Source organism: Geomicrobium sp. JSM 1781026, assembly GCF_041949955.1.
Taxonomy (GTDB): Bacteria; Bacillota; Bacilli; order Bacillales; family Marinococcaceae; genus Geomicrobium_A.
Genome location: NZ_JBHFQF010000007.1, coordinates 94217 through 115714 on the forward strand (window position 1 = coordinate 94217; position 21498 = coordinate 115714).

The window sequence follows — 21498 nt, forward strand, 5'->3', positions numbered from 1 at the left end:
ACTTCAACGTCCCCTATCGTCCATTTTATTGCTTCTAGTCCTTTAATACCAGCCGATTCGCAAAAAAAGGGATTAATCGTCAGTGTCCGACATTTTTTGTGTTATTTCGGCAGAACTTTCCTGCTTGATTATCGTTTCTAACGTCAACTCCTCTAAAATTCCACTTATTTCATAATGCATGTTTTCATAACTCGTAAGTGTTGGACGAAAGAACGTAGACGTAACTTTAGCGAACAAACTATACGAAATATAGGCGAAAAGGATGCTAGCTGCTAACGTTACAGCCATTAAGAATGAATGATACATATTGGCCGTTGGATTAAGGAGCGATGCTAATAATGCGACATACAACGGTAATAAAATGGATTTCATACTATTCCACTTAAATATTGGAAGAGGCTGCAATTTCTTTATTTCATTTTCAAGAATACGTAAAAATTGACTCAGTTGATCTATTGAATCAAGACCTAATGTGCTTAGATCCTGCTTAAAATCATTCTTTTGTTTTACTATATAACCTTTCTTCGATCTTACATAATAATTTTGCTTCCTTACTCTCTTGGCCATTTTTGGTATGGTTATTAGATATAGCAGTAATAAACTGAGTGCTAGCACCCCAGATGCCAAATGGTCATACCTAATGTAGTAAGCTAATAATGTAGCACAAGCAATGACTGCTATTAACGAAAGCCAGAAGTACACCTTTGTTTTTTTAAAAAATGTCGACCATAATGAATACCTTTCTTTATACTTACTATGGATGAGTTCTAACATAGTGCACCCTCCTTCTTCCTTACATCGACATACTGGTAGTATTATTTAACTAATTCAAAAAATTGCATGACCTCGGCACAAGCCAGGACTAGTATTGTTTCGGCCCCAGCGGGGACCGACATGTCGCTCGTTGCTTGGCTAGCGAACACTGAGAAACTGTTACCTAGTTGCGTTCATCTGTGCTCTAGTTTGTTTCTTTTTTCCGCTCAACGGAAATTTACGACCAACTTGAGTACAGATCTCTTGAACTTGGTAACAGATTGAGCTCATGCCTCACCAACAATGAACCAACTGGCACCTGGGGCGGGTTGCGCCGAACCTAGACCGGTTTGGTATCGGCCCCAGCGGGGCCGACATGTCCCTCGCTCTTCAAGCTAAAACTGTGCCCGTGTTCGAGGGATTTGCATACATGTTGGGCAAGGAAAACCAGCAATTCAAGAGAAGTCCAGCAAACTTGTGCGCAGAATGAGTTTCACTATTTTTACTCTCCTGCTCAGACCCGTGCAAATTCCCCCATAAAATTTTCTATGAGGGGATTCGTTTGAAACATGGCTGCTTCCGGTGCCAAATCCCATCATAGAAGCTGGAAACCCCATCATAAACGCGTTTATGATGGGATTTGGACAGATTTGTGGTTGGAGTTTGGTGAAATACCCACATAAGCATGGCGTGACCCGTTCGGTGAGTCATCTCTAAAGTCTAAGACCCTTGCCCCCGCCCCGATCCGCGCAATCCGCCCATAGACCATGCCCGATGCCGCCTCACACCGCCCCTACTCGGTCAACAACCCGCCCTCAAATTTCTGCGGAACGAACGTATACGATTCGTGCCCAACGCCGTTCAAGGAGATGATGACGACGTCTGATCCGAGTTGGTGCTCGTCGTTTAGCGGCGCGGCGATGAGGATATCGCTCGTGCTCGTCAATACGACGTACTCGGACCCACCCTCTTCAAAGGTTAAGTAGTTGGTTGCGGAGAACGCGGTGTACATTCCGACCATATAGGCGAGGTACGGTAAGATAAATATGAGGAACATGACGGTGCCCATTTTTTTCTGGACCCAATACTTGCGGACGTTTTCAGGCAAGTAGTTTTTGATACGGAGTCCTTCAGCTGAAAAGAAATCGATGATGCGCTCGCGATAGGAGTCTTTTTTTGAAGAGACGAGTGCTAGGAAAAAATAGAGCAGAATAAAGAAAACTAACAAGTACACAAACAACATCATGCGGAACAGGAATGCGGTTAATAAAAACACGATGGCAATGGGAAGGATGATGCGGAAGATGGCAGACCAGAAGCGGGAAACGCGCTTGTACAACCGCTCCAATCCAGCCTGCACAAATAGCGCGATCGCCACACATACGAGTACGGCTGTCGCGGATATAATAATATCGGTCAAATAAATTTGGCCCATGAGCACCGTATTAATTCCGTAATAATTGAACTGACCCAATTGGAACCCATACGCGACGAGGTAGCCTAACACAGTGGCGATGGCAACAAAGATGGTGGAATCGACTTTCGAGAAACTGGCGCTCGCCTCCTTCATCGGTGACGAGCGGTGCGGCTTGACCGGCTGATTAATCAATTAGGCTTCCTCCTTTTCTACCTTTATACCCTATTTTAATGACTCAGTACCACTTTTACCTATACACAGATGGGGAATTCTTTGCTACGCTAGACCTAGATGACTAGGCGTGCAGATGATAGCTCATTGCAACCTGCAAAGCGTAAACTTTAGATTTTTCGGTACTCCAACAGCAGGCGCAAAATTTTATAGAAATACGCAAAGTGTCACAAATGTTCGTTTTTGAGACATTTCACTTCGTAAAACGCACCATGATTAACGCAAATTGTCACATAAGCTTCGCGCAGTGTCACAAATAAAAATTTATGGGGCAGTTTGCACCTTAAAATGACACGCTTTCAGATTGAAGTGTCACATAAATAGGCAGAGAGGGTGTCTAGTCAGCAAAAGCCGTGTGTTTAGCTGGTTAGCTGAGTTGAAGCATGTGATTTCAAGGCGCCTAGCAACCCCAGCCCTATAGAAATATATAATTATGGCAGGTGATACATTGTCTACACGAACGCTCGCAAGGATTGAAGCCCTTCTATGGGTTGTTCTCGCGCTGCTCCTCGGTTCAAGTGTGCTCGCACAGGCTGCAAATATCGAATCGTACACGAACACAATGGCGATAATAGTTCCGATCATTATATTCGCAATTTTCTCTATAAAATCATTTAAGAATCTCCTACGAAAAAATTACATTAGAGTGGTCATTTATGCCCTACTCGCTGTTCTGTTCCTCGTAGTAACCGTTCTCAATGCCATCGCCCTATAATGAAAGGAGAGGTTCATTTGAAACGTTTCTGCAAACCGTTGTTCCTGATCCTGACACTCTGCTTATTTGCCGGTTTTTCCAGCGCGGAGGATCCCGCCTATGTCGTCATTGAAGACTTCGAAACAGAGATGGACGGCTGGCGCGCCACGGGTGTGAACCATCACAACGTACAGTTAGAACGTTCCAACGAGCAGGCGCGCTTTGGAAACTACGCACTGAAAATCGACTATGACTTCACCGGGTTTGCCGGCACGTCAGGGGTGTATGCAGCTGTGGATGGCGGGATTGACATCCCTGGCGACCCTGAACGAATCGGCATGTGGGTGTATGGCGATGCGGCCGGGCATTGGCTCCGATCTCAGCTGAAAGACGCAAACGACCAAACGTTCAATATTGACTTCACACCCGAAGCGCCTGAGGGTGTGACTTGGGAAGGCTGGCAGTATGTCGAGGCCCCGATTTCCGAGGACTTCGAAGCGCCATATGTTATGGACATGCCCGTCCGCTATATGGCCACGCGGGAAGAAACGAAAGGAGCAGGCACGCTGTACATTGACGACATCCGTGCGGTGTATCGGGACTTCGACGAGGACGTAACCAACCCTGAAATCAAACAGAAAACGCCAGCCGCTGGCGAAACCGTGCAAACGAACCAACCGGAAATCGAAATTACCTTACGTGATGAAGAATCAGGAATTGATCCAGAAACGATTGACGTACAGTTAGATGGAAAAGAAGTCGGTTTTGTTTACGAACAAGAGACGGTAAAGTTCACACCTGAGAAGCCGCTCGCCAATGGGTTTCATGAAGTCGAGATACAGGTTCGCGACCAGGCTGGGAATATGATGCACACGAGCTGGCGCTTTGAGGTTCGGGCAGATCAGCCCGCATTTGTGTTACAAGGGCCCGAGGAAGTACGCCCCAATCAGACGTTTGATTTAACCGTCGACCTCGTCAATGCCGAAGACATCCAAGACGCGCGGGCGGTGTTGCAGTTTGACTCCGACCTAGTCACACTCGACCGCGTGCACGTAGCGGATGGAACGTATGATGCGGACGAAGATTCCGTTACCCTCACAACGGACGATCACGCCGTATTGACGTTTGACGTTGACCGATATGTGAGCGAGGATGTTGCGATTGAACTCATCGAAGCCCAGGTGAACGATGCTGTTTTCTTTTATGATGTCTTCGAGGCTCCGGTGATTCCTCCGCTCACACTTGAGATGAACGGCCGGTCTATCGGGACGCCAACAGAGCTGACGGTGACTGACCGGGACGGCAAACCGGTCGAGGGGGTGCGATTCGATGTAGGAACCGACCCGCCACGGGTGGAGGCGATTACAAACACGTGGGCGTTCACGAAAGAAGACGGCGAGTTTACCCGCCGCTGGTTACCGGTTCGAAAAGGCACGCAGTTTCAACTTCTAGACGAAGAGGAACGCTATGCGCGCGTGATTGATGATACGGAAACTGAACGATACGTGCGTACTGATGCCATTCGGGAAGTGGACTGGGCGTCGCTACCTGTCACAGATCGGGACGGAAAGGTGCAGACCGAACGGCTGACTGCGCTCGGAGGAGATGTGCGTTTGCAGGCGGTTTCTCCTGATGGGGACGTGAGCGCGCGTTGGAATGGCAGCATTGTGAGCGCGCTCGGCAGCAACAACCCAGAGCATGTGACGCTCACGTGGAGCGCTGATCCGGCCACGTCGCAAACCGTTACGTGGCAAGCGTCTCCCCTTGTAGACAGCGGTGCACTGGAAGTCGAAGGGATTACAATCCCGGCAGATTCTGCGTTGTATTACCACGAGGACGGGGAAGTGCAAGTGTTTCAGGCGACCGTGGAGGATCTCAAGCCAGGACAATCGTACACGTATCGTGTGCGTACAGATGAGAATTGGAGCGAGACATCGACATTTCAAACGGCGAGTGACGACGACTTTAGCTTTTTATTCGCGGCCGATTCACAAGCGCAAACTCCGGAGCAATTTGAACTGCTCACATCATTAATCGACAGTGTGGCCACAGACGAACATCGTTTTCTCATGCACTCCGGGGATTTGGTTGAGAACGGGGATTCTTTAACGGAGTGGAACTATTTCTTGGACGCTGTCGGCGGGTTAGCTCGGGAGCGACCGCTCATGGCGGTATTAGGCAATCATGATGTGTATGGAGATGGCTACAATACGTTCAAACAGCTGCTTCCTTACGCGCACAACGGACCAGCGGGGCAAGAAGGCGAGGTTTCTTCCTTCACGTATGGGGATGCCGAATTCTTTTTGCTAAATAGCGAGGCAGAGGTAGAAGAGATGCGGGCGCAAGCGGATTGGTTGGAAGAACAGCTTCAAGCAAGCGATGCGACATGGACGATCGCGATGTTCCACCGTCCGGCTTATTCAAGCAATCCGCTCACGAGCGGAGAGCGAACCGCTGACATTTTTGCACCGGTTCTTGAGCAAGGGGGAGTTGACCTCGTGCTCATGGGGCATGACCATTCGTACATGCGTACCTATCCAATGGTAGACGGCAACGTTGCCGATGATGGGGGAACCATCTATGTCATCGGTGGGTCGGCAGGACCGAAGTTCTATCCCGGTGTCTCGTACGAGTATACGGACGTGCTCTATGATGACAATGAGCAGGTAATCGTCTCCTTTGCCATTACTAACGATCACATTCGCTTAGAAGCGATGAACATTCACGGGGAGACGGTCGATGAGTATGTGATAGAGAAATAACGTCACGCTCCATCGATGTTTACTAAAAAACATCGATGGAGTGACGTATTTATTCATTGCCTTGCTCTTCAGCAATCGCTTCAGTGATGTCTCCTTCTTCTGCATCGTCAGGAATCATATCTTCAAGTTCGAAGAACCCATCTTCAAATTCGTCGATTTCTTCAAAATCAAAGATGGTGACGTCTTGTTCTAAGTCACGTTGTAATGAATATTTGACGAGCATAGAGGATTGTTGATCAAACCAATAGATGCTCTCTCCATCATCGTAATTCGAGGAAATTCTATGGGTCATCACCCCATCCACTTCTTCTTCACCTTCATATGTTAACGTCGCGTCTTCATCGGAAAGGTTCGCTTCTAACGTAGTCGCCCAGAGCGATAAGTCCGTCACATTGTCCTCAACACCTGACAGTTCTTCGTCATTGTACATATTGAAATGGTCATGATACGTGATCGAATATTCGTCACCCATTGCACTGTATACGATGCCGTCTTCTTCACCATCAGTCTCAGACCTTGAGAACCCTTCTAAAAGATCCGCGTATTCAATCACATGCATCGCTTCTGTGCCCTCAATTTCATACTCCATTCGATAACGATTGACCCCCTCCACGTATTCAACGAATTCAAGTGCCACTTCTTCCGCTTCATTTAAGTCATCGGTATCGATTTCTTCTCCACCTTCAGCACTCCCGTTCGATTCTTCTGGATCGCCGCACGCAGTCATGGCAGGTAGCATCATCACACTAAAACAAAACACCGGTATCATCTTCAACATGTGACCCCCAATAACAGCTGTAATTTTATGAATTGCTAGTACAAATTCCCTATCTTCTGAGGGTCGAAACATCGAATCGAACAAACCGCCCTCCCAACGGGAGCGGCGGTTTGTTGTCGGAAATATTACGCATGGGTTATTCCTTAGGATCTTCGTTTTTCTTACGTGTCCCTCTTGCTTTTCTGTACAGATTACCGGGAGCTTCTGACGATTTGCCAATCACTTGGTTCGCTTTTCCTGCCGTGCCTTTTAGAATTCGCCCCGACGTGTCTGTTGCTTTTCCGACGAGACCGCCTTCACCAGAAACCGATTTGACGATGCGTCCCGCAGAATCGACCGTATTCCCAAATGCGTCCGTCACTTCCCGAGACGTATTCTTAACGAAATTATCCTTCTTTTTTGGATGGTGGTGCTTATTTTCTTCGCTCATTACATACCCATCTCCTTTCGGCTATAAGGCCATGTAAGAAGGCTATGTGTTAGAGCGTCAAAAATGAGTAATTTTTGCAATACAAGCCGAAAGGGCTAATGGGTTGCAGAGATTTAGGACCTGCCTCCTGAAACGACACGTGTTTTAGTACCCTTAACTACACGCTTCGGCATGAAAGTTCCATTTTTTATCAGGTGTCAGAAAAACACAGCAAAAATTACACGATCCAATAATTATAAAATTAATCTTAAATATACGATGATATTCTAAAAAACGGCTAAAGATTAAAAAGCGATGCATAAAGCAATAGCAAGAGCAGAAGCTAATCAATTCTTTAGGCATTTACAGAAGTATCCGAAAGTCCTTCAACCTTCTCTGACATTCCTTCAGTTTCCCTCATCCATTCGATCAAAGGGTTATACAATAAATATCATTCAGTAAGCGAGAACCATGAACAGCCACCCAGACCACCTAATCCGCGATATGAAAATGAAGCGAAGGGGAAGTTGAATCTTCTCCTCTAGACTTGAGGAATAGTATTACTCAGTTACACAAACTTGTTGATGCTTCTCCGTGTGAAAAGGTATTCTCTTGTCTATCACAGGGCGCTGTATTTGAACACCGTAACATTAGCTAGTTTATTCATTCCGTGGCATATTTTCTTCCTCTATAAGTTCGTATTCTTCTGTATAAGACCCTTTGGCGAGTACTCTTACGAATGTACCTTGATCAAGTGTAGTGCTGGTGGTGAATACTACTCGTTTCGTCTCTCCGCTTTCAGTGACACCTTGCTCCCTATATCTATATCTTCCGTCATCATCTTCAGGTTCTTCTCGAACCTCGACATATACATATTCCTGCTCCATCAATGGATTAAAACGATCAATTGTTTCACGAAATAGCAGGTACAAGCTAGCAATCGTAACTATAGTGACGATGACAGCGAGACAAGAAATGATGATCTTCTTTTTCATCACTTTTCTTCCTTTCTATAAAGCATTTGTGACGATTTTTTTGTAATAGCGAATGGTAATTATGATAAACAGCAAATAGATGACAATATACACTACCATACTAATGATGATTGGGGTGAGCATGCTTGCGGCAATAAGAACAGAGCCCACATTAAGAGCAAAAGTAGCGTGCAATAACCCAACTCCTAGAGGAATCAAAAAAACAAAGAGCTGTTTACGAACGATGCCTTTCATCAAATCGTTTACATTGAATCCAAGTTGTCGTAGTGTTCGATAATGGGTTTTTTCTTGTTCAGCTTCCGTCATTTGTTTAAAATACAATATGCTTCCTGTTGAAAGGAGAAACACCAAACCTAAAAATCCGGCGATGAAAATGAGAAGTCCGAAGTTTTGGACCGATTGTTCATATGAGGTATAATAGTCAATGATAAAATCACTATTTACACTGATTAGAAAGATCTCGGAGGCGATTTCTGATTTTTCAGTTTCTGATAACTGAAATGTATCAAAACTCAAGTATTCTTTGCGTTCATCGTCTTGAATGCTATCTCTTATCTCTTCAAATGTTTCTTCAGTAACAAGCAATTGATTGCCAAAGAACCTGTAATTCATTACGTTATCTAACCGATACTCGGAGACAGTTAGCCGATTTGTTTCATCGTTTGATGTGTACTGCACATCTTTTGGAGATGAAAACTGCATCCCTTCGATAATGGCTCGATTATTATGAAGTATGGCGTTTCCATCTTGGGGAAACTCAACATCTAATCCAGCCTGTGCCACCTGCTCTGCTGAGAAAAGCATAAACGTTGTTTGACGATTGTCTTCATTTGGATCCTGCTCCACCCACGCGCCATCAAATCGTATGGCATCTAGTTGATAATGTTCGAACTTAATCTGCTCCTCTTCTAACCTACTTGATATCGCGGCAGCTTCCTCCGGCATATTTTCCACCGCAAAATCAAAAGGCATCGCCAACCTCGTATCATTTTCGATTGAATAATACAAGGAATAAGAAAGGGAAATCATCGTGATGGTCATCGCAGACAATACTGTGATTACGGTTAGTGAATTGGCGTGTCCCTTCATTCTGTGCATTAATGGTGCGATCGACAGGCTATTATACAGACCGAGGTTTCCATTTTGCTTTTTTCGATAAACATATAATATCCAACTTATTGTCGTATGGAAGACGACATAGGTTCCAAGAATGGTACTTGTGAGAACGAGTAGCATAAGAAACAGCAGCTGATCGGCATTGTCTACTATCAAGGTAGACACGTAATAGCCAAACCCGATGAGGCTTATTCCTGCTACCCCTAAAATGCTTGAAACAATGCTTGGACGTTTGACAAATTCATCATTTTGATGATTTGCTTGAAACAATTGCAGTAGTGTACTTCGATAAGTCGTCCATATGATTTGAATGGATGTAACCGCAATTAAGCAGGAAAAAACAGCAATGGTTTGGATAAGCGCCTGACTGGAGAAGCTTAAGCCAATCGTAGTTTCAATGCCGATCAGGTTCATAAATAGTAAAAGAAAGAGTCGCGAGAGCAAAGCGCCGACTAGCAACCCGATGAGTAAAGCGCCTAGACCAAGAATTGTGTGTTCCAAGATCAGTACCCTAGCGACCCAAGCCTTTGACAAGCCAATTAACTGGTACAATCCGATTTCTTGACTGCGTCTTCGAATAAAGATGCTCGTCGCGTACATCGTAAACACAATGGTAATGAGAATGAGTAATAATCCAGCAACTTGAAAGGCCATGGAGAAGTTCACGCTAGCTTCACCCATAGTAACAATCATTTCGTCATTTTGTAGGGTAGAAAAGATAAAATACAAACTTATGCTGAAGATCATGGCAAAAAAATAGAGATAATACATTTTGATGTTTTTTCGCATGCTCCGCATCACTAGTTTCTGTGTGTTCATTTCTGCGTGCCTCCTCCAAGAACGGCTTGCATATCCAGAATGTCCTTAAAGAGGGATTCTCTCGTTTTCTCTCCTCGGTACAATTCAGAAAAAATTCTTCCGTCTTTTAAAAAGACAACACGGTTGCAATAGCTAGAGGCCAATGGGTCATGAGTGACCATGACAATCGTGACTTGTCGTGTTTGATTAATTTCATCTAAATTCTCCAATAAATTGGAGGCTGCTTTTGAATCAAGGGCACCTGTGGGCTCATCAGCAAAAACAAGGGAAGGCGAGTGAATTAACGCTCTTGCTGCAGAGGTGCGTTGCTTTTGTCCACCTGAAATTTCAGAAGGGTACTTATTCGCTAATTCCGTAATACCTAAAATCCCTGAAATGGCATGAAACTCCGTTTCAGCTTGATTTTTGCTTTTTTTTGTTAAAGAAACAGGTAGCAAGATATTTTCTTTTACCGTTAACGTATCAAGCAAATTGTAATCCTGAAAAATAAATCCGAGATGTTGACGGCGAATGCTTGAAAGTTGGCGATCTTTCATTTTCGAAATCTCGTGCTCGTTTATAAATATTTGTCCGTCTGTGGCACGGTCAATTGTAGCTAATGTATTAAGAAGAGTAGTCTTGCCTGAGCCTGAAGGGCCCATAATTCCAACAAACTCTCCCTCTATCACTCGAAGATTAATTCCCTGCAATACCTCTTGTGCATTTCCCTTTTGGCCATAAGACTTACTTACTCCCTCAGCATTTAAAACGGTCTTTGGTGTCTTTTGACTTTTCATTCCATACACTCCAATCAAGTTGTTCTATATATAGTGTAATTGTTATATGGGTATGGGTCGTACGCTTTAGGTGATAATTTGGGAGGCAATGTGATATTTTTGTCACTTTGCCAAATAAAAAGCAGTCAGGCTTTCATATCCTGACTACTTCCTCCTGCACGGAATATTGGAATGATCGTCAAATCCGTTAAATGAATTATATCTTGAGAGCATCATTAAAACAGAGATGCCTTAGCCAACGGCTAAAGTAACCTAAAGTCTAAGATGTAGCTACCTTCTTATTTCTTTTCCAGATAAGCCGATTCTGTCGCTGAGTGCCACACCCCTCCATTCTCCAGTAAACCCTTTATTGAACAAACGGGGTAGCCATACCTGTCATCTCTAATCGTTTCGTCGACGAAGTTATTTGATGGAGGCGGATAAGAATAAGATCGATCATTTTGTTGGCCTGTACTTAGGTATTGCTGAATGACGCAGCATAGGTTTTCACTCGTGAAATCGTTTAGATAATCTAGTTTAACATGCCATTATCATCTTCGTGGTGTGGAGTAGTTCAATAATCTTTCCTACAGCGCATAGTGAAAATCTTGTTGGGATGATTGCTATTTAAAAATTTCAGTTTTTCACAACATACGCTACTATGTTTAAAATAGACTGGCAGAGTATCCCTGTTGCTGACCACCGAGAATTGAAAACGTGAAGGGAAGGTGTCTCTTCGCTGCGTTTATACAAAGGATATGGATGAACAAATTAATGAATTGATGGTTCTCTATTTTCTCTATCGATCCAACTACACGTGAGCCGTAAGCAGTTTCTTGCATGGGCAGCTTGTTTTGCTTTTTTTATCCATTTGTCAAAAAAAGAAGCCAATAGGGTGAGGATCGCGTAAAGCGTGTCCGTTACCTCTCCGATTTCATCTTTTGCAGCAACTCCACAATCCGGTGAACGACCGGCACTTGCGTTGCTTTACTCCAGGCAAGGACCGTTTCTTTATGATGGAGAACATCAATTTGTCGATAGACAACGTTTTCATGTTTGATGAGTCGGGTTGACTCTGGAACGAAGGAAATGCCGAATTCAGCAGCGACGAGGGATACCATGGTCTGTTGTTCTGTTGAATATTGAGAAATGTTCATTGTCGTATGTGACTTAATAAAGAGGGCATTTATCGCATCGAAATAGCCTTCCCCTGCTGAACGGGGGCTGACGATTAATGGTTCTTTATGCAGCTGTTCCATCGTCAATGGTTCCGGTACCTTAGCGAGAGGGTGAGTCTTCGGCAAGCAGACAATCAGTGCCTCCCTGTAAAAAGGGAATGTATGAATATCTTCATCATCAACTGGCGGGACGAGCAGAGCGATGTCGATCTCCCCCGTTTTTAGTGATGCCATTTGCTGATTTGTCGTCTGCTGCGAGACGTGTAGCTCAAGTTTCGGGAAACTCTTCTTAATTTGTTTCAATACTTTCGGTAAGATTTCATAGACGACCGATCCTCCAAAACCGATGGCAACTTTTCCTTGTTCACCACGGGCGATAACTTGTACAGTATCCCGATCTTTATCAATTCGCTGTAATGTTTTACGTGACATTTCGTAATAGTATTTCCCCGCTTCAGTGAGAGCGACTGTCCGCTTTGTCCGTTCGAATAGCTGAACACCTAATTCTTCTTCAAGCTCTTTGATTTGCGCGCTAAGTGGAGGTTGGGAAATTTTTAATTTTTTGGCGGCATTACCGAAGTGAAGTTCTTCGGCGACCGCAATAAAATAGCGTAAATGTCTAAGCTCCACGCATAAATCTCTCCCTCGTAATTTAAATATTTGTTTAATACTTATTGCGTATTATACACCGACTCATAAGTATGATGAAAGCGCCTTCACCTTTGTTATGCTAAATGAAATACTATTTAGAAAAAATGAGAGGGTGTTCATCATGCTACTGAAAATCCCCCAGACTGAAATTAAAGAGAGGCAACGTATATTTAAACAGCGATTGCAAGATCGTAACATTGACGGAGCCATTTTGTACGCATCCATCGATATTTTTTACTTGACCGCGTTTCACTTTCGGCCCTCGGAACGGCCCATTGCCTTAGTTTTTGATCAAAAAGGCAGCTCTCACCTCTTCGTTCCTTTAATGGAAAAACATCATGCAGAGACGTATGCCCTTGTTGATCACGTTCACGATTATCCTGAGTACCCCGGGCTTAAACACCCGATGGAACATTTTAAAGATTATCTTCATTCGATAGGTATGACTCAATTAACCATTGGGATTGATGGCGACGGCTACAGCTCCCCTAAAGGATATCGGGGGCCGAAGCTGAGTGAATTGCTCGATAATCATTATACATCGGTCTACGGTCTTGTGGAAGAATTGAGAAGTGTGAAATCTAAAAATGAAGTTGAATTGATCAAAGAATCGTGCCGCTGGGCGAACCTCGCCCATTCACTTCTCGTCAAATATTCAAACGCGGGCAAAACAGAAGTTGAGATTGAGACACAGGCAACAGCGGAAGCGACATTGGCGATGATTGAAACGCTCGGGAAAGGATATTTACCAAACGGAAGTCCAGCTCATGCTTTCTATCGTGGTCAGATCGGACCCCATTCCGCTTTTCCACACTCACAAAATCAAAATTTAGTTTTAAAACGTGGCTATAATGTCATTTCCCAAGCTGCAGCCCATGTGTGGGGCTACATTAGTGAACTTGAGCGAACGATGTTCGTTGAAGAAGTGAGCAAAGAACAAGAGCGCTACTTCAACCACATGAAAACCGCACAAGAAATTGCGTTTGATGCCATTAAGCCAGGGGTTAAGGCGTCCGCTGTGGACATCGCTGTCCAAGATTATTTTAAAGAGGAAGGAATTTCCCACTTGTCGCTGCATCACACTGGGCACGCTCTCGGCCTTGTTCACACTCACGAGGCCCCGTTTTTTGATACCGGGGACGCCACCGTTCTTGAGGCAGGAATGGTGTTCTCCGTAGAACCTGGGTTATTCGTTCAAGGTCTCGGTGGCTTTAGGCATTCAGATACCATCCTGATTACGAACGAGGGTATGGAAATGTTAACCTATTATCCGCGTGACCTGGAATCGCTCATTATTACTTAAAAAGGGGATGGTTTTAATGCGTCACATACGATTTGTATTTTTACTCAGCGCTTTGTTCATGATTGCTGGTTGTTCAACTGATTTAGAAGAAACACCGAATCAAGATACTGAATCAGAAGCCGATGCCAATGCTGATTCTGCTAGCGAGCCCACTGCGGGTGGGGAATTAACCATGGCCATTCCAGCGGACATTACCGATCTTGATGCCCATGGTGCAAGTGACCGTACATCCGGAACGGTTAAATTAAATGTGTACGAGACCTTAGTTGCTCCTGATGAAAACATGGATTTGCAACCCCTTCTAGCTGAAAGTTACGAACAATTGGACGATCATACGTGGGAGTTTATATTGGAACAAGACGTCACCTTCCATGACGGTGAAACGTTTAATGCAGAAGCGGTAAAAGCCAACTTTGACCGTGTGTTAGACCCAGAAGTTGCCTCTCCAATGGCTTCGCAATTCAATATGATTGAACAGGTCGAGGTGATCAACGACCACGTCGTGCACATCGTGACGGAAGAGCCATTTTTATCGTTGCCGAATAATTTATCGCACTTTGGAGGCGGCATCATTAGTCCAAAAGCAATGGAAGATGAGGCCGCAGGCAATCACAATCTCGATCTTCACCCTGTCGGTACTGGTCCATTCATCTTTGATTCTTGGGATCAAGGAAACAGCATTGCGTTTACTAAACACGATGACTACTGGGGAGAAGAGGCCCACCTCGATCACTTAACGTATCAGATTGTCCCTGAGCAATCGACGCGCATCGCCATGCTTGATACGGGTGAGGTTCATATTGCCGATGATATTGAACCTGTAAACAGTAGCCTGGTTGAGTCCATGACGCACGCAAACTTACTGGCAACAGAAAGCATGCGCTCCAACTACTTTGGGTTTAACGTTCAATCTGAACCGTTTGATGATCCGACCGTCCGTCAGGCGATTGCAGCGGCGATTGATACGGACTCGCTTGTCGAAGGACTTTACGGCGACTACGGAAGCAAAGCGACAGCCGCCATTAACGAATTCATCTTCGGCTATAACCCGAATGCCGCTTACCCAGCTTATAATGTAGATGAAGCACAGGCATTGTTGTCTGAAACAGACGTTGCTGGTGGCTTTTCAACGACGCTATGGGTCGAAGAAAGTGACGCGCTTGCTTTGCAAGCAGGAGAGTATATTCAAGATCGGCTCAAGGAGACACTAAACATTGATGTGTCGTTGCAACAGCTTGAGTGGGGAACGCTATTAAGTGAAACCGCTGATGGTCAGCATGATATGTCAATGCTCGGCTGGTCGAACAACCTGGGAGACCCAAATGACGCCCTTTATCGCCAGTTCCATTCCGCGAATTTCGGAGGGCCGGGGAACCGCATGTTTTACGAGAATGAAGACGTTGACGAAATGCTTATTGAAGCACGACAGGAAAGCGACGACGCTCATCGCGAAGAACTGTACCAAGACGTTCAGACAATCTTAGCAGAAGACGTCCCGCGTATTGATTTTGTCAATCCGAACTACATCTTAGGTGTGCATGCAGATGTTCAAGGGTTTCAGCAATTCGCCTCAGAACATCATTCATTCCGTGAAGTCTATTTGGAAGAAAGCAGCAACGGCGAAGGCTATTGATGTAGAAAAAAGAAATGCCTTGTAGTGGGCTACTCAACTACAAGGCATTTTAGCCATTCGTCAGCGGTACACGCTTCTAATCATTTGATTTTCATAATACAGCACCCATAACTTTACTGTGCTATAGCCCAACACGCTGAACGATTAGCATTCACCGCAAATAGGTGACATCTTCGTAGAATATCTTAGGAACACCTGCTGCTACAACACTAGCGTTCGTCCCTTTCAAGGCGACGCCTATTTATAACAAGTCAACGGATGCCAATAATGAGTCTTGGTCGGTGTGCAAGTATACGCTCGTTGTTTTTAAATCCGAATGACCTAATATTTTCTGAATATCGGCGATGTTCACTCCTTTACGCACGAGGTGTGAGGCAAACGAGTGTCGGAACGTATGGGCACTCACCCGCTTCCTCCATCCTAGTTTCACGCGGGTTCGATCAAGTATCCGGTTCACATAAACGTTTGAGAGCTGCCCTGACTTCTTTGTTGCAAAGAAATACTCGGACGAGCCACTATCCGTTTGCACATCTAGATAGTCTGCCAAAATAAACAACAACCGCTCATTAATTGGTACACTTCGGCTTTTGTTCCCCTTCCCTGCCGACACCCATATCCGCCTTCTCTCAAGGTTCACATCCTCATAGCGTAACCCTAAACATTCAGAGATTCGTAGGCCCGTATAGTAGAGGCATTGGGCAACGACGCGAATGAGCGGGTGGTCAATGGCGGTAATAAAGGTGTTCACTTCATTAAACTCCAGAATTTCCCGTTCCTTTTGTGGGCCGCGAATCTTTTCGATTTGTTCCAGAGGACTGGCGCTCGCCCAACCTTCCCGCTGGCAAAATTTATAAAACGACTTCAACGCTCCGATATGACGATTACGACTGCTCGCTTTATATTGTTTCTCTACCTTAAGCATCAACAAATAATCTTCGATATCGTTCGTCGTCACGTCATGAACATAGATTCGTGAACCGTACCGATTCTTTAAATAATTTTCAACCATTGTGAGATCTCGTCGATACCCGATAATCGTTCGATCACTTCGATCTCGACTGTCCATATATCTTTCAAATAAAAGCATTGCTTTTCTGAATTCCTTGGATTCACTCATCTCACATTCTCCTCTCCAACGTGTAAATAATCTCTCTCTAGTAAAAGCCAATCATGATAAAAGTCTCACATGAACACTGTTCAATATTTACCATAAAAATGTAACATATTCTCGAAATAAAGACGAATAACTCCGGTTGATGTAACAGAAGTCACAGAAATCACAACTGAAGGAATTGCAGTACAACTTGACGGTGTTACTGAAGACCTTGTAGATGCAACTGTTGTTGTGACAAACCCTAACGGGACAAACGTTCCAGTTGTTGCTCAGGACATCGAAGCAGGCGCTACAGAAGCAGTATTCGAATTCGAAACACCACTTTCACTTGTGCATGCAGGTACATGGACAGTTAACGGTGTTGACTTCACTGTAGATTTCGGTATCGCATCTGTTGAAACCCTTGATAACCAAGGCCAAGTTGTTGAAGTTGTCTTCAACGCAGAAGTAGACGAAATCGCACCAAACAACCTTGTTGTACGTAACGCAAACACGCGTGTACGCCAAGGAATTCAAGATATTGAAGTCGACGGCAACGTGGCTACAGTACAATTCGTAGAGAGTGAAGGCGGCGCATTTCTTGCTCCATTAACACCATACGAGTTCAGACTTACAATTCCTGGTTTCGCGCCAGCAACGTACATCTATGAGCGCCCTGCGTTCCTTGAAGAAGTACGTGTTGTAGATTCAAGTGCGAGCAACGGAACACTTACTTTCAATGATTCAGATGATACAACTCTAAACGCGCCAGAAGGTACAGACTTCGAAGCGGTTCTAGGTACTGGTGGTACAGTTGCGTATGATAGCAACGATGACATCGTTGACTTCTTTATCGATGAAGAAGAAGTACTTTACGGTGCGGTTACCGACGTTCGTACGTCTGGAGGCACACCAGTTGAAATCGAATTGAATGGCGAATGGTATGACCTTGAAGAAGGTTATGCAATGCGTTATCAAGGTGTAGTAGGGGAATCACTAGCTGGAGATCTTGGCGATGGTGAGCCAACTGCTGACTACGCGAAGTTCGTCTTGAACAGCTCAGGCGAAGTAGCATTCTATGATGCTTATGATTGGGATCTTGATGCACCAATCCTTGTTGAAGAAGTTGAAGACGGAATTGTTTCTGGCTTCGGTCAAGAAATTGACGCTTCTGATTACACAGTCATTGAAGGTGGTCAAACGATCAATGTTAACGACCTTCAACGTGGTGACAATCTTTACTACAACGACGAGTATGAGTACGCAGAGGTATTCAACAACATCGTAGTTGGTGAAGTAGAAGAAGTATTCAGCAACAGTGTAATCGTAGATGGTACAGAGTACTCTCTTGAAGGTGCACGTTACGTTGATGAGAATGGTAATGTACAGCCACTAGATGCACCAATCCTAGAAGGATTTGTTGATGCAGACGAGCCTGTAACACTTTACCTAAACCGTGCTGGTGAAATCTCCTTCGTACTTGGTGACATGGATGGCATGCTTCGAACTGGAGACGGCGTCTTCCTTAGTGCGAATGCAAACTCATTCACACAAGGAAACAGAGGAATTCTAGAGCTATCCTTCACTGATCTTAGCGGTGAAACAGCAAGTGAATCACTCCATATCCAAGGTTTACAACAGATCAACGGATTTGTAAGAGGACAAGTGAGCCCTCTAGCAAATGATAACCGTGTTGTTCAAAGCTTCACGTACACAGACGTAGAAAATAGCGGAACTGGTTCTGTAACTGTAAACTTCACTAATGAAGATACTCTACAGATCATTGACTCTCTAGAAGCTACGTTTGCAGCTGCAAGTGTACCTGAGCTTATCAAGAACAATGATGGAGATATTGTTGGTATCCGCGCGTTGAACGTAAACGACGACATTACCACCAATGACTTCCCGGTAGATGTTGGCGAAAACTTCATTGGAAACAGCCGTACGTACAGTGGTACACCGGTTATCCTTTACAACGAAGCTACTAATCAAGTAGACGAAATTTACACTTGGGGCAACATCGAAGACTTCGACCTTATCACTGGCGGTACTGTCTATGCTGACAACCAACACGCAGGTGTTGCTGACTACATCGTAGTCACAAGAGAGCAAGCAGGTGTTGATCAAGCAGATGAGGGAGTTACCTCAGTTGTTGACCGCACATGGTTGAATGCTCAAGGAACTCAAGTGACAAGAGTACGTGTTCTAGAAAATGGAGAGTATGTCACTTACAATGTAGAAGCTGGCGCGCTTCCTACTAACCTTACTCAAGGTACTGTAGTAAACCTTGTACTCAATAATAACGATGTTGTTGTTGGAAATGCAGGGTTTGCTGATGGACAACTTATCTCAGGAGCAACAGTAACAGCTACTAGCAATACAAATAGAGAGTTCACTCTTGATGGGCGTACTGAAAACTTCCAACTTGAAAGCGGCGGTTACGTCATTGACAATCGTGGCGACGGCCAACCTTCAACAACTTCATTCAGCACACTAGTTAATAACTTAGAAGATGGAGACACAGTTGATGTGCTTCTTGCTCAAGCAGGTACACGCTTTGTTGACATTGTAGTTATTAATGGCGAGGCTGTTGATGATGGAGATGGGGACGACGACGAACCAGGTGAAACTCCTCAATTTGAAAACGAAGCAGAAGCAATTACTGCAATTAGAGATGCATTTGCTGGGAATAGGAATGCTGAATTTACTAATAACCTTAGAGGATTATTCGATCTAAGTACTACACCAGATAACTTGGCAATGCCAGTTTTTGATGCTTATGCTGATCAATATGTAGACAGGTACACTGGTGAGCGTACACTTAGTAGTCTATCTAATTTTGTAAATCAAACAAACAGAACTGTTTCTCTAGCAAATGTAAACAATGCAACTGCCGATAACATTATTCCAGCACTGAACACATTGAACACTATATATCCAGAATTCAATGCAGAAATTAACGAAACATTATTTGCTGAGTATGCTAATAGAATTAATGAGTTACAAGGACCGGACAACACTGCTTTAGATCTTGCAGGGATTGAAGGTGCAGTAAATGATGTAAATGACGCTGCGTTGCCAGCGAGCATTACTATATCTACACTTGGTGACTATGACTATGATTTAGATAGTGTATCTCTAGACGCTTCATTCACCAATATTAATGTAGATGCTGAAAGTGAAGTAGAAGTTGCAATAGTTGATGGTGAGGGTGAGTCAGTACCTTCAACAGTAGCTGGCGACTTGGATCCAGAGTCTGGTGCTGACTTTGCCGCAACAATTACTTTTGATCCTGCTTTAGATGAGGGTGAGTATAGTGTTGTAGTCTCAGTAGATGATCAAGCATTCTCTGATGCTGTTACGTTTACTGTATCTAATGAAGAGAGAACCCTCTTCGAATTAAATGATGCTGATTCCGCAGCTGACCTACAAGCTCTATTCATTACTGACCTTGAGCTTGGAAATGAAGCATATAATGCACTAGTCCCTGAGAGACAAGACGTTGTGTTTGCTGATGTGCTTGCAAACAAAGGTGATAGCTTCGGTTCAATTGAAGAAGTTCAGAACCTATTTGCTCACGCAGTTACGTTTAGAACGGTTACAGAAAACGTTAACACACTAGCAAATGAATATACTTCTTCTACATCGATTAGCTCGGTTGACCAAGGATTGGCTGATGCTGTTACTGCCTTAGAATCTATTCCTAACGATTTCTTAGCAGTTGCTCCTGGGGACAACCCAGCCACAGCTAATGAACGAACTCTTAATGTAGTAAGAGACTTAGTAGCAGAAGTAAACTCGAATAGTAATGCTATTAAGCGTAGTATTTATAACGAAGCATTCGATGGGGAAACATTTGGTAGCTTTAGTCAAGCTATTAATGCTCTCGCAAACGCTGCAGAGTTTGAAATTCAATAATCATAAGTATAAAGACAGGATCTGCACTTAAGCAGACCCTGTCTTTTTCTAAGTTTATGTGCGCACAATATATAAATTCTACCTTGAACGCTTAACTTTACGTTGCTTTAATATCTTCTAAGATGTACTTTCGACTGTATTGACAATTGTACACTCCACCGTCAACACGTAAGCGGAACATTGTTTCTGCACGTTGATTTATAGGGAGATGATAGGCATCTTCACGCAACTCGATCTGACCCCACTCACGGCTTTCTGGAGTAATCATTTCTACGATTACACTTCCATCTTGTGGCTCATCAAAATTAAAAGTGACAGTAATGGATGCTTGATGTATTGTTTTTTGTATCACCTCTCGAAAGTCAAAATTGTCTGGTACGGATTCGCTATTCCTGTCTCACGATCAGGCATTCACCACGCAGGCGACTTTCATCGCACGCGGCGATCCGTCAATAACTTCGCACAACAAGCCCCCACTTGTTGAGAAAAGTATGATGAAGGAAAGACCTATGTTCAATAGCTTCGACGGACAAAGTGTCTAGTTTAGAATATTTATCAAATAAAAGCCCACTCAAGACACATAAACTGACAAATACCTTATTTTTGCATAACAAAAAGGAAGGAGCCAATTAGCTCCTTCTCCGTTGCTAGTGTGAAATAGGGGGTCACACTAGCCGATTATTATTGTGCAAACGGCAGGCTTCACAGTTACTACGAATCCGCTGCCACTTACAACGGTCATTGGCTCATTTCAGCCTCTCCATTGTAAGCTTCAAACGTTCCGTTATGTGTATCCCTTGTTTTGATTCCCTTAGACTCCCGCTCTCGAGCAAGAGAGACGTCGACTACAGCAATTACGACTGCAACCTATCGTAAGGAGGGCAGATGCCGAAACCCTAGCATGCGATATTTGCCAAAGCACCTGCTCTCTCCAGCCCCATCTACACGGATTCGTCATCCTAGCCATAGGAACCTTTTAAGGAGCTCCGCTCG

15 protein-coding genes are annotated in these 21498 nt (G+C 44.3%); 5 read left to right on the forward strand and 10 right to left on the reverse strand.

Going from position 1 to position 21498, the window contains the following annotated elements; translation table 11 throughout:
• Positions 1-72: 72 nt before the first annotated feature.
• Positions 73-774, reverse strand: coding sequence for a hypothetical protein (locus ACE1TF_RS13855; RefSeq protein WP_375017595.1), 702 nt, complete (start codon positions 772-774; stop codon positions 73-75).
• Between the two features lie 772 nt (positions 775-1546).
• On the reverse strand, positions 1547-2362 hold the full coding sequence (locus ACE1TF_RS13860) for a hypothetical protein (RefSeq protein WP_375017597.1): 816 nt from the start codon (positions 2360-2362) through the stop codon (positions 1547-1549).
• 487 nt (positions 2363-2849) lie between these two features.
• Here ACE1TF_RS13860 and ACE1TF_RS13865 point away from each other — a divergent pair, with 487 nt between their 5' ends.
• Positions 2850-3116: a hypothetical protein gene (locus ACE1TF_RS13865; RefSeq protein ID WP_375017599.1), complete on the forward strand. Its 267-nt coding sequence runs from the start codon at positions 2850-2852 to the stop codon at positions 3114-3116.
• Between the two features lie 17 nt (positions 3117-3133).
• The gene (locus ACE1TF_RS13870; RefSeq protein ID WP_375017601.1) at positions 3134-5857 is read left to right on the forward strand and encodes a purple acid phosphatase family protein; all 2724 of its coding nucleotides are present in this window, start codon (positions 3134-3136) and stop codon (positions 5855-5857) included.
• A gap of 49 nt (positions 5858-5906) precedes the next feature.
• Here the strand turns inward: ACE1TF_RS13870 and ACE1TF_RS13875 are convergent, their stop codons facing one another.
• The 6 genes from ACE1TF_RS13875 to ACE1TF_RS13900 all read right to left on the reverse strand — a co-directional run bounded on the left by ACE1TF_RS13875 (position 5907) and on the right by ACE1TF_RS13900 (position 12537).
• Positions 5907-6632 (reverse strand): hypothetical protein, encoded by a 726-nt coding sequence (locus ACE1TF_RS13875; RefSeq protein ID WP_375017603.1) that lies wholly within the window; start codon positions 6630-6632, stop codon positions 5907-5909.
• A 139-nt stretch (positions 6633-6771) separates the two neighbouring features.
• The gene (locus ACE1TF_RS13880; RefSeq protein ID WP_375017605.1) at positions 6772-7065 is read right to left on the reverse strand and encodes a hypothetical protein; all 294 of its coding nucleotides are present in this window, start codon (positions 7063-7065) and stop codon (positions 6772-6774) included.
• Positions 7066-7703: 638 nt separating this feature from the next.
• Positions 7704-8039: a YxeA family protein gene (locus tag ACE1TF_RS13885; RefSeq protein ID WP_042427942.1), complete on the reverse strand. Its 336-nt coding sequence runs from the start codon at positions 8037-8039 to the stop codon at positions 7704-7706.
• Positions 8040-8054: 15 nt separating this feature from the next.
• Positions 8055-9974 (reverse strand): ABC transporter permease, encoded by a 1920-nt coding sequence (locus tag ACE1TF_RS13890; protein WP_375017607.1) that lies wholly within the window; start codon positions 9972-9974, stop codon positions 8055-8057.
• Positions 9971-10750, reverse strand: coding sequence for an ABC transporter ATP-binding protein (locus ACE1TF_RS13895; RefSeq protein WP_375017609.1), 780 nt, complete (start codon positions 10748-10750; stop codon positions 9971-9973). The genes ACE1TF_RS13890 and ACE1TF_RS13895 overlap by 4 nt, the downstream gene beginning before the upstream one ends.
• An 899-nt stretch (positions 10751-11649) precedes the next feature.
• Positions 11650-12537, reverse strand: a complete 888-nt coding sequence (locus tag ACE1TF_RS13900) for a LysR family transcriptional regulator (RefSeq protein WP_375017611.1) — start codon at positions 12535-12537, stop codon at positions 11650-11652.
• 142 nt (positions 12538-12679) lie between these two features.
• Between ACE1TF_RS13900 and ACE1TF_RS13905 the strand changes: the two genes are divergently transcribed.
• Positions 12680-13861, forward strand: a complete 1182-nt coding sequence (locus ACE1TF_RS13905; RefSeq protein WP_375017613.1) for a M24 family metallopeptidase — start codon at positions 12680-12682, stop codon at positions 13859-13861.
• A 16-nt stretch (positions 13862-13877) separates the two neighbouring features.
• Positions 13878-15494, forward strand: coding sequence for a glutathione ABC transporter substrate-binding protein (locus ACE1TF_RS13910; protein ID WP_375017615.1), 1617 nt, complete (start codon positions 13878-13880; stop codon positions 15492-15494).
• A gap of 241 nt (positions 15495-15735) precedes the next feature.
• On the opposite strand, the gene ACE1TF_RS13915 is transcribed toward ACE1TF_RS13910, so the two are convergent.
• On the reverse strand, positions 15736-16611 hold the full coding sequence (locus ACE1TF_RS13915) for a tyrosine-type recombinase/integrase (RefSeq protein ID WP_375017617.1): 876 nt from the start codon (positions 16609-16611) through the stop codon (positions 15736-15738).
• A gap of 228 nt (positions 16612-16839) precedes the next feature.
• Between ACE1TF_RS13915 and ACE1TF_RS13920 the strand changes: the two genes are divergently transcribed.
• Complete coding sequence (locus ACE1TF_RS13920; protein ID WP_375017619.1) at positions 16840-20505, forward strand: hypothetical protein; 3666 nt, start codon at positions 16840-16842, stop codon at positions 20503-20505.
• Positions 20506-20602: 97 nt separating this feature from the next.
• Here the strand turns inward: ACE1TF_RS13920 and ACE1TF_RS13925 are convergent, their stop codons facing one another.
• Positions 20603-20857 carry a hypothetical protein gene (locus ACE1TF_RS13925; RefSeq protein ID WP_375017621.1) on the reverse strand — a complete coding sequence of 85 codons (255 nt, stop codon included), beginning with the start codon at positions 20855-20857 and terminating at the stop codon, positions 20603-20605.
• Between the last annotated feature and the right edge of the window lie 641 nt (positions 20858-21498).

What these genes read in the sequence shown, in the direction of transcription:
- ACE1TF_RS13855 (WP_375017595.1), bottom strand. Translation starts at nt 774, where the DNA reads ATGTTAGAACTCATCCATAGTAAGTATAAAGAAAGGTATTCATTATGG.
- ACE1TF_RS13880 (WP_375017605.1), bottom strand. Translation starts at nt 7,065, where the DNA reads ATGAGCGAAGAAAATAAGCACCACCATCCAAAAAAGAAGGATAATTTC.
- ACE1TF_RS13885 (WP_042427942.1), bottom strand. Translation starts at nt 8,039, where the DNA reads ATGAAAAAGAAGATCATCATTTCTTGTCTCGCTGTCATCGTCACTATA.
- ACE1TF_RS13890 (WP_375017607.1), bottom strand. Translation starts at nt 9,974, where the DNA reads ATGAACACACAGAAACTAGTGATGCGGAGCATGCGAAAAAACATCAAA.
- ACE1TF_RS13895 (WP_375017609.1), bottom strand. Translation starts at nt 10,750, where the DNA reads ATGAAAAGTCAAAAGACACCAAAGACCGTTTTAAATGCTGAGGGAGTA.
- ACE1TF_RS13905 (WP_375017613.1), top strand. Translation starts at nt 12,680, where the DNA reads ATGCTACTGAAAATCCCCCAGACTGAAATTAAAGAGAGGCAACGTATA.
- ACE1TF_RS13910 (WP_375017615.1), top strand. Translation starts at nt 13,878, where the DNA reads ATGCGTCACATACGATTTGTATTTTTACTCAGCGCTTTGTTCATGATT.
- ACE1TF_RS13915 (WP_375017617.1), bottom strand. Translation starts at nt 16,611, where the DNA reads ATGAGTGAATCCAAGGAATTCAGAAAAGCAATGCTTTTATTTGAAAGA.